The organism is Methylopila jiangsuensis, assembly GCF_027922305.1.
Lineage (GTDB): Bacteria > Pseudomonadota > Alphaproteobacteria > Rhizobiales > Methylopilaceae > Methylopila > Methylopila jiangsuensis.
The window spans coordinates 79,140-91,664 of the sequence record NZ_BSFK01000009.1 but is presented as its reverse complement, the minus strand read 5'-3'; the positions used below and the strand labels follow the sequence as shown (position 1 = coordinate 91,664).

At 72.6% G+C, this 12,525-nt stretch carries 9 protein-coding genes; 6 read left to right on the top strand and 3 right to left on the bottom strand.

Annotated features, from left to right (window positions below; all coding sequences use genetic code 11):
• The first annotated feature begins 1 nt into the window (after position 1).
• The 3 genes from modB to PKE85_RS09255 all read left to right on the top strand — a co-directional run bounded on the left by modB (position 2) and on the right by PKE85_RS09255 (position 3,512).
• On the top strand, positions 2-712 hold the full coding sequence (modB, locus tag PKE85_RS09265) for a molybdate ABC transporter permease subunit (protein ID WP_428981339.1): 711 nt from the start codon (positions 2-4) through the stop codon (positions 710-712).
• Positions 709-1,782 (top strand): molybdenum ABC transporter ATP-binding protein, encoded by a 1,074-nt coding sequence (modC, locus tag PKE85_RS09260; protein ID WP_271204451.1) that lies wholly within the window; start codon positions 709-711, stop codon positions 1,780-1,782. The genes modB and modC overlap by 4 nt, the downstream gene beginning before the upstream one ends.
• Positions 1,783-2,528: 746 nt before the next feature.
• Positions 2,529-3,512 carry a crotonase/enoyl-CoA hydratase family protein gene (locus tag PKE85_RS09255; protein ID WP_271204450.1) on the top strand — a complete coding sequence of 328 codons (984 nt, stop codon included), beginning with the start codon at positions 2,529-2,531 and terminating at the stop codon, positions 3,510-3,512.
• A 9-nt stretch (positions 3,513-3,521) separates the two neighbouring features.
• On the opposite strand, the gene PKE85_RS09250 is transcribed toward PKE85_RS09255, so the two are convergent.
• Together PKE85_RS09250 and PKE85_RS09245 are read right to left on the bottom strand one after the other, a co-directional pair.
• Positions 3,522-6,062 (bottom strand): sensor histidine kinase, encoded by a 2,541-nt coding sequence (locus PKE85_RS09250; protein ID WP_271204449.1) that lies wholly within the window; start codon positions 6,060-6,062, stop codon positions 3,522-3,524.
• Positions 6,063-6,064: 2 nt separating this feature from the next.
• Positions 6,065-8,179 carry a two-component system response regulator gene (locus PKE85_RS09245; protein ID WP_271204448.1) on the bottom strand — a complete coding sequence of 705 codons (2,115 nt, stop codon included), beginning with the start codon at positions 8,177-8,179 and terminating at the stop codon, positions 6,065-6,067.
• Positions 8,180-8,346: 167 nt separating this feature from the next.
• Here PKE85_RS09245 and PKE85_RS09240 point away from each other — a divergent pair, with 167 nt between their 5' ends.
• The 3 genes from PKE85_RS09240 (at position 8,347) to ispG (ending at position 11,520) form a co-directional block, all read left to right on the top strand.
• On the top strand, positions 8,347-9,609 hold the full coding sequence (locus PKE85_RS09240) for a TIGR03862 family flavoprotein (RefSeq protein ID WP_271204447.1): 1,263 nt from the start codon (positions 8,347-8,349) through the stop codon (positions 9,607-9,609).
• Between the two features lie 73 nt (positions 9,610-9,682).
• Complete coding sequence (locus PKE85_RS09235) at positions 9,683-10,219, top strand: Fur family transcriptional regulator (protein WP_271204446.1); 537 nt, start codon at positions 9,683-9,685, stop codon at positions 10,217-10,219.
• 59 nt (positions 10,220-10,278) lie between these two features.
• Entirely contained in the window at positions 10,279-11,520 is a 1,242-nt protein-coding gene (gene ispG / locus PKE85_RS09230) for a flavodoxin-dependent (E)-4-hydroxy-3-methylbut-2-enyl-diphosphate synthase (RefSeq protein WP_271204532.1), read from the top strand.
• Positions 11,521-11,532: 12 nt separating this feature from the next.
• Here ispG and PKE85_RS09225 read toward each other — a convergent pair whose 3' ends face one another.
• Positions 11,533-12,507, bottom strand: a complete 975-nt coding sequence (locus tag PKE85_RS09225) for a tyrosine recombinase XerC (RefSeq protein WP_271204445.1) — start codon at positions 12,505-12,507, stop codon at positions 11,533-11,535.
• Positions 12,508-12,525 lie beyond the last annotated feature (18 nt).

Here is a 12,525-nt window from a genome sequence, read left to right as displayed (position 1 = left end):
GCTGGAGGCGATCGGCGCCGCGCTGGGCCTTGGCCCCGACGATCTCGTCGCGGTGGGCCTGAGCCTGCGCGTGGCGGCGGTCGCGACCCTCGCCAGCCTGCCGCTCGCCGTGCTGACGGCGCTCGCGCTCGCGCGCGGGCGCTTCCCCGGCAAGACGCTGCTGGACGGGCTTGTGCACCTGCCGCTGGTGCTGCCGCCGGTCGTCACCGGCTATCTGCTGCTGGTGGCTTTCGGGCGGCGCGGCCTGCTCGGCCCGGCGCTCGAAAGCTGCTGCGGCCTCACCTTCTCCTTCCGCTGGACAGGAGCGGCTCTCGCCGCCGCCGTCATGGGCTTCCCGCTGATGGTGCGCGCCATCCGCCTGTCGATCGAGGCGGTGGACCGCAGGCTGGAGGACGCGGCCGAGACGCTGGGCGCGAGCCGGATCGGCGCCTTCTTCGCCGTCACCCTGCCGCTCAGCCTGCCGGGCGTGCTGGCGGGGGCGACGCTGGGCTTCGCCAAGGCGCTGGGCGAGTTCGGCGCCACCATCACCTTCGTCTCCAGCATTCCGGGCGAGACCCGCACCCTGCCCGCCGCCATCTACGCCCTGACCCAGACGCCCGGCGGCGACGCCGCCGCGGGCCGGCTGGTGCTGGTCGCCGTGGCGCTGTCGCTCGCGGCGCTGATCGCCTCCGAGCTTCTGGCGCGGCGGCTGTCGTCGCGGATCGCCGCATGAGCCTCGCCGTGGACATCCGCCGCCGCGTCGGCGACTTCACGCTCGACGTCGCCTTCGAGGTGCCGGCGGGCGTGACCGCCATCCTCGGCCGCTCGGGCGCCGGCAAGTCCACCGTGGTGGCGGCGGTCGCCGGCCTCGCGCGGCCCGACGACGGCCGCATCGCCCTCGACGGCGCCGCGCTGTTCGACGCGGAGACGCGCGTGAACCTGCCGCCGCGCAAGCGCCGGGTCGGGGTGGTGTTTCAGGACAGCCGGCTGTTCCCGCATTTCAGCGTGCGCACGAATCTCCTGTTCGGCGCGCGCCGCCGCGGCTCGAGCGGCGGGCTGTCGCTGGACGAGGTGGCGGAAGTGCTCGGCATCGGCCATCTGCTGAAGCGGCGGCCGAATTCGCTTTCCGGCGGCGAGCGGCAGCGGGTCGCCATCGGCCGGGCGCTGCTGTCGCGCCCGTCCGCGCTGCTGTTCGACGAGCCGCTGGCCGCGCTCGACAGCGAGCGCAAGGCCGAGGTGCTGCCCTACATCGCGCGCCTCACCCGCGGGGCGGAGCTGCCGGTGCTCTACGTCACCCACGCGCTGGAGGAGGCCCGGGCGCTGGCGGACCGGCTGGTCGTGCTCGAAGGCGGCCGGGTGGCCGCTTCCGGCCCGGTGGAGCAGGCGATCGCCCAGGCGGGCCTCGCCGCCGCCGGCGACCGCTTCGCCGACGGCGTGACGCTGGAGGCGGTCATCGCGGAACTGGACGAGGCCTACGAACTCACCGGCGTCGCGCTTGGAAGCCACCGCGTCTGGACGCCGGGGCTGCTCGGCCGGCCCGGCGAAGCCGTGCGGCTGCGGCTGCTGGCGCGGGACGTCTCGCTGGCGCTCATTCCGCCGGAGCGCGCCTCGATCCGCAACGCCCTGCCCGGGCTGGTGCGGCAGGTGCGGCGCGGGCCGGGGCCTTACGCGCAGGTGGCGGTGGACGTGGGCGGCGCCGTGATCAAGTCCGAGATCACCCGCAGGGCCGCCGACGATCTCGGGCTCGCGCCGGGACGAATGGTGCATGCGCTGGTGAAGAGCGTCGCGGTGGCGCGCGCGTAAGGGCGAGAGGCGGTCGGCGCGTGATCGGGCGGGACGTTTCTGCTCGGGCCGGCGGACTGAAAAGCAGCGGGCCCGCGGTGGATCTGGATCGAGACCATACCGCGGGCCGCGCCTTTCGCCGCCGGACCGCGACGCGGTAGCCCCCGCTCCCGCGTCGCCTCGACAGCGGCGACCAAAAGACCGCCCAAGGGCGCGCCCCAAAACCATCGCCTGCTCATTCCGCAAAAGCGGAACCGACGACGCCAATTAAGGCGACTCCGCGGCGAAAGACAAGCGCCATTGGGGCCGCCCTTGGTTGAAATCGCACCAAATCCCACCCTAATACCGGCGATGATGTGACATTTTTACGCGCTCACGTCCAAGTGAGCGCCTGCTCAAGCTTCCGGCCCGACCGACGGAAAATTCAAACGGTCCACAAGCCTACGCGCCACGTTTTTTACAGACCTGCCGCGGCGATGGCTTCATATCCGCTGGACACGGACAACAAATAAAAAATGTCTACTTTACGGTCGGATGTCGTTCCCTGCGGGGACAGTCCAATCCGCCCGCGCCCGGCCGATCGTCTTTCGACGTCTCAATGAGAGACAGCAACAGGCGAGGCAAGATCAATCACGCCCTAGCGATGGAAGCAGCGTGAACATCTTCACGCGTTCGAGAACGAATCCCCGTCTTCAAAATGGTTAACAAATCGTTAATCTCTCGTTGTGTGATCACTTCTGGTCTGGTCACGGTTCAGGAGCGCTCTCATGGCGCCTTTAAGCCTTGCCCGCCCTCAGTCGCTGTTCGGCGTCGACGGCGCGCGTCTCGGCCTTGGGCGGCGGTCGACCGCCGCTCCGGCGCCGGACGACGCCGCCCCGGCGGCTCCCCCCCGTTTCGACACCTTCCCGGAGCTGGAGGTGTCCTACGACGCCGCCCAGGGCGTGTGCTGGTGCTGGATGCGCCCCGAAGGCGCGCCGAGCTTCACGCCGAACCTGCTCGCGGATCTGAAACGCTGCGCCACGGACATCCATTTCGCCTTCGACCAGAGCCCCCCGGACGCGCCGGCGCCCGTCACGCATATGGTGCTCGGCTCGCGCGCGCCGCAGATCTTCAATCTGGGCGGCGATCTCGGGCGCTTCGCCGGCTGGATCCGCACCCGCGACCGCGAGGCGCTCCGGGCCTACGCCTACGCCTGCATCGACGTGCTTCACGACAACGCCATCGGCTTCGGCCATGACGTCACCACCATCGCGCTGGTGCAGGGCGACGCGCTGGGCGGCGGATTCGAGACGGCGCTGTCCTGCCACCTCATCGTGGCGGAGCGGGGCGTGAAGTTCGGGCTGCCGGAAATCCTGTTCAACCTGTTTCCGGGCATGGGCGCCTCCAGCCTGCTCGCCCGCCGGGTCGGCCTCGCCCAGGCCGAGCGGCTGATGACCAGCGGCCAGCTCTACACCGCGGAGGATCTGCACGCGCTCGGGCTGGTGCATGTGCTGGCCGAGCCGGGCGAAGGCGTGGCCGAGACCCACCGGCTGATCTCGCGCAACACCCGGCGGCGGAACGGCTTTTCGGCCATGGTGCGCGCCAGCCAGCGGGTCTGGCCGCTGCCGTTCGAGGAGCTGCGCGACGTGACCGACATCTGGGTCGATGCGGCGCTGCGGCTCGATCCCGCCGACCTGCGCAAGATGGAGCGGCTGGTCGCCGCCCAGGACAAGCGCCTGGCGGCGCACGCCGCCGTCGCGGCGGGCGGCTGACGACGGCCGTCAGTCGGCGGAGCGGCCCGCCTGCCCCTCGGGGAACTCGGCGCGCAGGGTCGCGCGCACCCGGTCGAACTCCGCCTCCAGCCTGGAGAGGCGCTCGAGCCCGTCGTCCGCAAGGTCGCGCGCGTCCATGTTGCGGAAGGAGAGGCACAGCTCGTACATGCCGCGCGCCCCGATGTTGGCCGCGCCGCTGCGCAGGGCGTGCGCCTGATCCCGGAACACGCCCGCCTCGCGGTTGACCACCGCGTCGTGGAGCCCGCCCAGGATCACCGCCGTGTCGGCGAGGAAGGCGTCCACCAGATCGGCGACGAAGGCGTGTCCGCCCAGGCCCTCCAGATCCTTCAGCGTGGCGCGGTCGACCACCGCGCGGCGGGCCGGGCGGAAGTTGGGATGGCGGGCGATGTTGGCGACGACGGAGTCCGCCACCTCCGGCTCGGCGGAGGCCGGGCTCGCGGCCGCGTCCGTTTTCGGAGGCGCGCCCGCGACCATGCGGTCGATGATCTCCAGCAGCCGCTCCGGTTCGATCGGCTTGGTCAGGCACCCGTCCATGCCCGCCTCCTCACAGCGCCGGCGGGCGTCCGGCGTGGCGTCGGCGGTGAGCGCGAGAATGGGGACGTGGGGCTGGCCGATCGCGGCGAAGCGGTAGAGCTTCACGCATTCGATGCCGTCCAGCACCGGCATGTTCACATCCATCAGCACCAGGTCGAACCGGCGCTCGGTGAGGGCGTCGAGCGCGAACTCGCCGTTCTCCACCATGCGCACGTCGTGCCCGGCGCGCTCCAGAACCTTGCGGATGACCTTCTGGTTGGTGCGGTTGTCCTCCGCCACCAGGATCGACAGCCTTCGGCTTTCGGCCTGCGGGGCGTCGGAGCGCCGCTCCTTCTCCCGCGCGCCTCGGCCGACCACGCCCAGCGCCGCCACCCGCGCCATGGCGCGCAACCGTTCCCGCTTCGGCGACGCCGACGCGCAGACGAGGCTGAGATCGAAATAGGGCAGGCCCTCGTCGAGCCGGGGATCGATCAGGGCGAGCTCCGGAGCGTCGCTGTCGGCCGCCGCCCGCAGCGCCGCCGCCAGCGCCTCGCCGTCCATCCCGAAGCCTTCGGCGTCGGCGACGATCGCGCGCCGCTCGGCCCGCGCCGCCCGCAGCGCCGCGCGCAGGCCGACGGCCGCCGTCGCCGGCACGCCCTCGCTCTCGAGCGCCTTGGCGAGGGCTTCGGCGCGCGCGGCGTCCGCGCCGAGCGCCACCACCGGCGTCGCCGCCTCGGACGCCGCGTCCGCGGTCTCGTCCGCCTCCAGCAGAAGGTCGAACCAGAAGGTCGAGCCCAGCCCCGGCTCGCTTTCGAGCCGCAGTTCGCCGCCCTGCATCTCCACCAGCTGCTTGCAGATGGCGAGGCCGAGCCCGGTGCCGCCGAACCGGTTGATGATGCTGGCGTCGGCCTGGGAGAACGCCTCGAAGATGCGCGTCTGCGCCTCGGGCGCGACGCCGATGCCGCTGTCGGCCACCTGAAGCCGGATGCGCGGCCGCCCGTTCTCCACGCCCACGAGGTCCGCGCCGATCACCACGCCGCCGGTCTCGGTGAACTTCACCGCGTTGCCGACGAGGTTGACCAGCACGTCGCGGATCTGCCGCGCCTCGCCCCGCAGTCGGTAGGGCGTCCGCGGCGTGACGCAGAGCGACAGGCGGATGTTCTTCTCGCGCGCCTGCGCTGTCAGCATGCCGCGCACGTCGGCGAGGAGTTCGTGCAGGTCGAACGCCGTGACGTGGCTCGGCATGCGGCCGGCCTCGATGCGGCTGAAGTTGAGCAGGTCGTCGATCAGCGCCAGCAGCGAGCGGCCGGCGTCGCCCGCCGTGCGCACCATGTCGCGCTGCTCGTCGTCGAGCGTGGTGTCGCGCAGCAGGTCGGTCATGCCGATCACGGCGTTGAGCGGCGTCCGGAGCTCGTGGCTGACGCTCGCCAGGAACAGGCTTTTCGCCCGGCTCGCCTCCTCCGCCGCGAGCTTGGCGCGGGACAGCTTGCGGATCAGCGTCGCGGCGTAGGCCGGGAGCGCGATCAGGCCGATCAGGAGGCCCGCCGACAACGACGGGTTGTCGCGCCAGTAGGGCGTCGCGACCACCGTGGCGGCGAAGCCGAGCACGCCGAGCGCCGCCCCGTCCCGCAACGCCCCGAGGCCGAAGCGGAAGCCGTTGCCGAACACGATCCAGAGATAAAGCGGATAGAGCACCGCCGTCGCCGCGCCGCCGGCGTAAAGCGCGACCGACAGGAAGCCGATGTCGAGCGGGCGGGCCAGGGCCTGCCGCGTCGGCGACGGCTCCGGCCGCCACGCCAGATGCGCGGCGAACAGCGCGCCGCCGGCGGCGTAGGCCGCCGCAAGCGGCAGGAACGCGCGCCAGTCGGCGTCGAAGGCGCAGTAAGCGACCAGCAGCGCGCCGACCACGAGCCGGTTGAGCGACATCTCGTGCTCGCCGCCCCGCCGGGCGGAGGCGCGGGGGACCGCCGCGCCGAACAGGCTCCGCAGACCCGAGAGGCGCATCGCGAACGACATGCTCATGCGCTCTGGGCCACCACCGCCTCGCGCCGGACGAGATCGATGAAGTCGGCAGCGGGCATGGGACGGCCGAAATAGAAGCCCTGCACCTCGTCGCAGCCTTCGGCGCGCAGGTGCCCCACCTGCGCCGCCGTCTCGACGCCCTCCGCGATCACGTCGAGGTTCAGGCTGTGGCCGAGATTGACGATGGCGCGCACGATGGCGACGTCGTTGCTGTCCTCCCGCAGGTTGCGGATGAACGAGCGGTCGATCTTCAGCCGGTTGACGGGGAAGTTGCGCACATAGGACAGCGACGAATAGCCGGTGCCGAAATCATCGATGGAGAAGGTCACGCCATGGGCCTGAAGGGCGCGCAGGCTGTGGACCACCCGCTCGGTGTCGTGCAGCAGGATGGTTTCCGTGAGCTCCAGCTCCAGCCGGCCCGACTCGAGGCCGCTCGCGCCGAGCGCGTCCAGCACCACCTGCTCCACGTTCTGCTTGCGGAACTGGATCGCCGACAGGTTCACCGCCACCCTGAGCGGCGGCAGGCCGTCGCGGGTCCAGGACGCCGCCTCGCGGCAGGCTTCGTTCAGCACCCACTCGCTGATGGGAACGATGAGCCCGCTCTCCTCGGCCTGCGGCAGGAAGTCGGCCGGCGACACCAGATCGCCGTTGTCCTTGCGCCAGCGCACCAGCGCCTCCGCGCCCACGATCCGGCCGGAGGCGAGATTGACCTGCGGCTGGTAGTGCAGGACCAGCTCCTTCTTGGCGAGCGCCCGCCGCATGTCGCTGTCGAGCACCGTGATCGCGCGGGCCTTCTTGTCCATCTCGGCCGCGAAGGCGCGGGTGCCGTCGCGGCCGTCCGACTTGGCGCGGTACATGGCGAGGTCGGCGTTCTTCAGCAGGTCGTCGAAGTCGAAGCCGTGATCCGGGAACAGGGCGACGCCGATGCTGGCGGAGGTGGCGATCTCGTGCCCGTCGAACAGGAACGGCTCGTCGAGGCTTTCGCGAACGCGGCGGGCGAGCTCCAGCCCGTCGTCGACCACGGCGACGTTGGTCTGCAGGATGGCGAACTCGTCGCCGCCGAGCCGGGCCACGGTGTCGGTCTCGCGCACCGTCGCCAGCAGGCGCTCGGCGACCGCCTTCAGCAGCCGGTCTCCGATGTGGTGGCCGAGCACGTCGTTGATGCCCTTGAAGCGGTCGAGATCGAACAGCAGCAGCGCGAACTTGGCCCCGCTGCGGCGCGCCTGGGCGATCTCATGGCGCACCCGCTCGTGCAGCAGCGCGCGGTTCGGCAGGTCCGTCAGCGCATCATGATGGGCGAGGTGACGCAGATGGCTTTCCGCGCGCTTGCGGTCGCTGATGTCGAGCGCGGTGGTCAGCACCGCCACGATGGCGCCGCCCGCGTCGCGCAGCGGCGCCTTGGTGGTGAGGAAATAGCGGCGCTCGCCTGCGCCGAGGGCCAACTCCTCCTCATAGCTCGGCAGAGCGGCGCCGCTCTGGAACACGAGCCGGTCGAGGGCGGCGCTGCGGTCGCCGTGGTGCGCGCCGAACAGCTCGGCCGGCGTCCGGCCGAGCAGGTCCTCGGGCGCGGCGCCGAGCAGGCCCGCGTGGTAGGCGTTGACGAAGATGCAGCGGCCGTCACGGTCCGCGGCGCTGATCATGGCCGGCACGGTGTCGATCACCTGGCCGAGGCGCTCGGAGCTGTCGCGCAGCTCGCTTTCGAGCGAAGAGGCGCGGCGGGCGAGCGCGAGCTGCTGCCGCCGCAGCTTGAGCAGGTTGCGGGCGCGCGTCAGGAACTCGTGATGGTCGACCGGGCTCTGCAGGAAGTCCGTGGCGCCGGCCTCGAGCGCGTTGAGGCGGAAGCTGCGCTCCTCGTAGACGGTGAGCACCACCACCGGCACGTCGTCGCAGCCGGGCAGCGCGCGGAACCGGCGGGTGAATTCGGCGCCGTCGATGCCGGGCATCTTGTAGTCGGTGACCACGAGGTCGGGCGTGACGCCCTCGAACCAGCTCAGGGCCTCGATCGGGTCGCCAAAAGCGCGAACGTCCACCCCCGGTTCGATCAGCGCCGCGAGCTTGGCGAAGATGTTCCGGTTGGTGACCCGATCGTCGAGGATGACTACAAGCGCCATGTCCGCCCGTGGAGGAAGCGTCGGTCCGTTCGTTCCCGGCTTGAGCTTCGCCGACCTTCTGTGCGAATTGATCGTCCTGCTCTATCAAGTGCGGCTTAAGGAAAAGAGAATCGCGTCTCTCGGAGACGCACCTTTTCGCGCGTCCCGCGCCGGAGACTTCGCCGCCCATGTCCGCTGATCACCCGCCGGAGCCGACGCTCGAGGCGCCGCTCGCCGCCGTCGTCGGCGCCGGGCCGGCCGGCCTGATGGCCGCGGAACGTCTGGCGGCGCGCGGTTTCAACGTGACGGTCTACGACCGCATGCCCTCGCCCGCGCGCAAGTTCCTGCTCGCCGGGCGCGGCGGGCTGAACCTGACCCACTCCGAACCGCTGGAGCGGCTGCTGGAGCGTTACGGCCCCGCCCGGTCGACGCTGGAGCCCGCGATCCGCGTCTTTTCATCGGAATGGCTGATCGACTGGTGCCAGGGGCTCGGGATCGAGACGTTCGTCGGCACCAGCGGCCGCGTGTTCCCGAAGGCGCTGAAGGCCTCGCCGCTGCTGCGCGCCTGGCTGCGCCGGCTGGAGACCCAGGGCGTGCGCTTCGGCTTGCGCCGGCGCTGGACCGGCTGGACGCCGGACGGCGCGCTCGTCTTCGAGGGCCCGGACGGGCCGGAGACCGCGCGTCCCGCGGCGACCGTGCTGGCGCTCGGCGGCGCGAGCTGGCCGCGGCTCGGCGCCGACGGCGCCTGGACCGGCCCGCTCGACGCCGCAGGCGTTGCGCTGACGCCGCTCCGCCCGGCGAACTGCGGCTTCCTGGTCCCGTGGTCCGAGGCGCTTGCCGGCCGTTTCGCGGGCGAGCCGCTGAAGCGGGCGGCGCTGAGCTTCGAGGGCGTGACCGTGCGCGGCGAGGCGATGATCACGGCGGACGGCATCGAGGGCGGGCTGATCTACGCCCTCTCCGCGCGGCTGAGGGACGCCATCGCACGGAGCGGGACGGCACGGCCGACGCTCGATCTCCGGCCCGACCTCAGCCCCGACCAGCTCGCCGCCAAGCTCGCGGCCCCGCGTGGGACGCGCTCGCTCTCCACCCATCTGCGCAAGGCGGCGGGCCTCAGCCCCGTCGCCGTGGCGCTGCTGCGCGAGGCCGGTCCGCCGCCGGCGGAGGCGGAGGCCCTCGCCCGCCGCATCAAGGCGCTGCCGCTGACGTTCACCGCGCCCAAGGGGATCGAGCGCGCCATCTCCACCGCCGGCGGCGTGGCGCTGCCGGAACTGGACGGGGCCTTCATGCTGCGTGGGCGGCCGGGCGTGTTCCTGGCCGGCGAGATGCTGGACTGGGAGGCGCCGACCGGCGGCTACCTGCTGCAGGCGTGCTTCGCCACCGGCGCGGCGGCCGGCGACGGCGCCGCGGACTGGCTCGCTCGCATCTGCGGCGATCGACCTTATCTGACGTGAGACGGGCCGAAGCCCGCCGGCCTTCGCGCCGGACGCGCGGGCGACATGGTTTCGTGCTATAGGGCGCGCGCCGATGACCCATTCGCACGATCACGATCACGCCGCGCCCTTCGCGGCGCCCGGGCATGATCACCGGGCCTGTTCCGCGGCGCTGATCGCCCGCGCGGAGCGGCTGTGCGCGGCCCGGGGCGCCCGCCTCACCGACATGCGCCGCCGGGTGCTGGAGGCGCTCGCCGCCGACCACGCCCCCGCCGGCGCCTATGACGTGATCGAGCGCGTGGCGCGAGAGGGCGAGCGCCGCCCCGCCCCCATCACCGTCTACCGCGCGCTGGATTTCCTGCTGGCCCACGGCCTCGCCCACCGCATCGAGAGCCGCAACGCCTTCGTCGCCTGCAGCCACGAGCACGGGCCGGGCGAGGGCGCGCCGGTGGCCTTCCTGATCTGCGAGCGCTGCGGCGCGGTCGGCGAGGCGTCGTCGCCCGCCTTCGCCGCGGCGCTCGAAGCGCTGGCCGGCGACGCCGGCTTCCGCCCCCGCGCGCCGGTGGTGGAGATTTCCGGCGAATGCGCCCATTGCCGCGCGGCCCCCGCCGCCAAGGACCCGTCCCGATGACCAGCGCCGACACCGTCTGCGACCCGAAGCCCCTCGCGTCCCCGCCGGCGTCCTGCCCCATGGCGCTCTCGCCCCGCCGCGCGTCCTGCGGGGTGGACGTGGGCGGCGTCATGGTGGGCGGCGGCGCGCCGGTGGCGGTGCAGTCCATGACCAACACCGACACCGCGGACGTGGACGCCACCGTCGCCCAGGTGGCCGCGCTCGCCCGCGCCGGCTCGGAGCTGGTGCGCATCACCGTGGACCGGGCGGAGGCGGCGGCCGCCGTGCCGCACATCCGCGACAGGCTCGCCGCGCGCGGGATCGCGACGCCGCTGGTGGGGGACTTCCACTACATCGGGCACACGCTGCTCGCCGAGCATCCGGCCTGCGCCGAGGCGCTGGCGAAATACCGCATCAACCCCGGCAACGTGGGCTTCGGCGCCAAGCGGGACCGGCACTTCGCCCAGATCATCGAGGTGGCGGCCAGGCTCGACAAGCCGGTGCGCATCGGCGGCAACTGGGGGTCGCTCGACAACGAAATGCTGGCCGCGCTGATGGACGAGAACGCCAGCGCGCCCGACCCGAAGGACGCCCGCGAGGTGACCCGCGAGGCGCTGATCCGCTCCGTGCTGCTCTCCGCCGCCCGCGCCGAGGAGCTCGGCCTGCCCAAGAACCGCATCATCCTCTCCGCCAAGGTCTCGGCGGTGCAGGACCTGATCGCGGTCTATCTGGAGATCGCCCGCCGCTCGGACTACGCGCTCCATCTCGGCCTGACCGAGGCCGGCATGGGCTCCAAGGGCGTCGTGGCCTCCGCCGCGGCGCTCGGGGTGCTGCTGCAGCAGGGCGTGGGCGACACCATCCGCTGCTCGCTGACCCCCGAGCCCGGCGGCGACCGCACGCTGGAGGTGAAGGTGGCGCAGGAGATCCTGCAGACCATGGGCTTCCGCACCTTCGTGCCGCTGGTGGCCGCCTGCCCCGGCTGCGGCCGCACCACCTCCACCGTGTTCCAGGAGCTCGCCCGCGACGTCCAGACCTACATCGTGGACCGCATGCCCGAGTGGAAGACGCGCTATCCGGGCGCGGAGACGCTGAACGTGGCGGTGATGGGCTGCATCGTGAACGGACCGGGCGAATCCAAGCACGCGGACATCGGCATCTCGCTGCCCGGCACCGGCGAGGTGCCGACCGCGCCGGTGTTCCTGGACGGCAAGAAGGTCAAGACGCTGCGCGGGGCGAACCTCGTCGCCGAGTTCAAGGCGATCGTGGAGGACTATGTGGCCCGCCGCTTCGGCCCCGCCGGGACCAAGGACGCCGCCGAATAGCGCCCTCCCCGCTCACCCGACCCGCGCGCGGGGGTGAAAGGCGGCGTGGACCGCCGCGAGCCGGGCCGCGTCCACCTCGGTGTAGATCTGCGTCGTCGACAGGCTGGCGTGGCCGAGCAGTTCCTGGATGGTGCGCAGGTCGCCGCCCCGCGCCAGCAGATGGGTGGCGAAGGAGTGCCGCAGCGCGTGGGGCGTGGCGCTGTCCGGCAGGCCGAGGCTTCCCCGCATGCGCGCCACCGCCTGCTGCACCAGCCGCGGGTTGAGCGGCCCGCCCTTGGCGCCCACGAACAGCGGCCCGTCTGGAGCCAGCGGCCACGGGCACAGGGCGAGATAGCCGGCGACCGCCGCCTGCACCGCCGGGATGACCGGAAGCTGCCGGCGCTTGCCGCCCTTGCCGGTGACCTCGATCAGGCTGACGCCGGTGGCGGGCGCCTCGGCGCGGGTCAGGGACAGCGCTTCGGAGATGCGCAGGCCGCAGCCGTAGAGCAGCGCGATCGCCGCCGCGTCCCGGGCCAGCACCCAGTCCGGCCGCTCCTCGCCCGCGCGGGTGTCGGGATCGGCGAGGGCGAGGGCGGCGGCGGGCGCCACCGGCTTCGGCAGGCTGCGGGGAATCTTCGGCGAGCGCACGGCGGCGAAGGCGGAGGCCTCGCCCCGTCCTGTGCGGGCGAGAAACCGCGTGAAGGAGCGCGCAGCCGCCAGAGCCCGCATCAGCGAGCGGCTGACCAGCCCGTCCGCCCGGCGCGCGGCGAGATAGGCCCGCACGTCCCGCGGCGCGAGGCCGACGATGGCCGCGACCGAGGGCGGATCGCCCAGATGACGGGTGAGGAAGACCAGCAGGTCGCGCACGTCCCGGCCGTAAGCCTCCACCGTCTTGGGCGACATGCGGCGCTCGGCGGCGAGATGGCTCAGCCATTCGGCGACCGCCGCGCGGGTGTCGGCGGCGCCGGGAGCGAGGGCGGTTTCGGCGTCGCGGGAAGCGTCGGGCATGTCCGCGAGCTTGGCCCG

Bases quoted from the DNA above. Each gene is read 5' to 3' on its own strand.
- ispG (WP_271204532.1), top strand. From the start codon at position 10,279: ATGGCGCTCTCGCCCCGCCGCGCGTCCTGCGGGGTGGACGTGGGCGGC.
- PKE85_RS09225 (WP_271204445.1), bottom strand. From the start codon at position 12,507: ATGCCCGACGCTTCCCGCGACGCCGAAACCGCCCTCGCTCCCGGCGCC.
- PKE85_RS09255 (WP_271204450.1), top strand. From the start codon at position 2,529: ATGGCGCCTTTAAGCCTTGCCCGCCCTCAGTCGCTGTTCGGCGTCGAC.
- PKE85_RS09250 (WP_271204449.1), bottom strand. From the start codon at position 6,062: ATGTCGTTCGCGATGCGCCTCTCGGGTCTGCGGAGCCTGTTCGGCGCG.
- PKE85_RS09235 (WP_271204446.1), top strand. From the start codon at position 9,683: ATGACCCATTCGCACGATCACGATCACGCCGCGCCCTTCGCGGCGCCC.
- modC (WP_271204451.1), top strand. From the start codon at position 709: ATGAGCCTCGCCGTGGACATCCGCCGCCGCGTCGGCGACTTCACGCTC.
- PKE85_RS09245 (WP_271204448.1), bottom strand. From the start codon at position 8,179: ATGGCGCTTGTAGTCATCCTCGACGATCGGGTCACCAACCGGAACATC.
- PKE85_RS09240 (WP_271204447.1), top strand. From the start codon at position 8,347: ATGTCCGCTGATCACCCGCCGGAGCCGACGCTCGAGGCGCCGCTCGCC.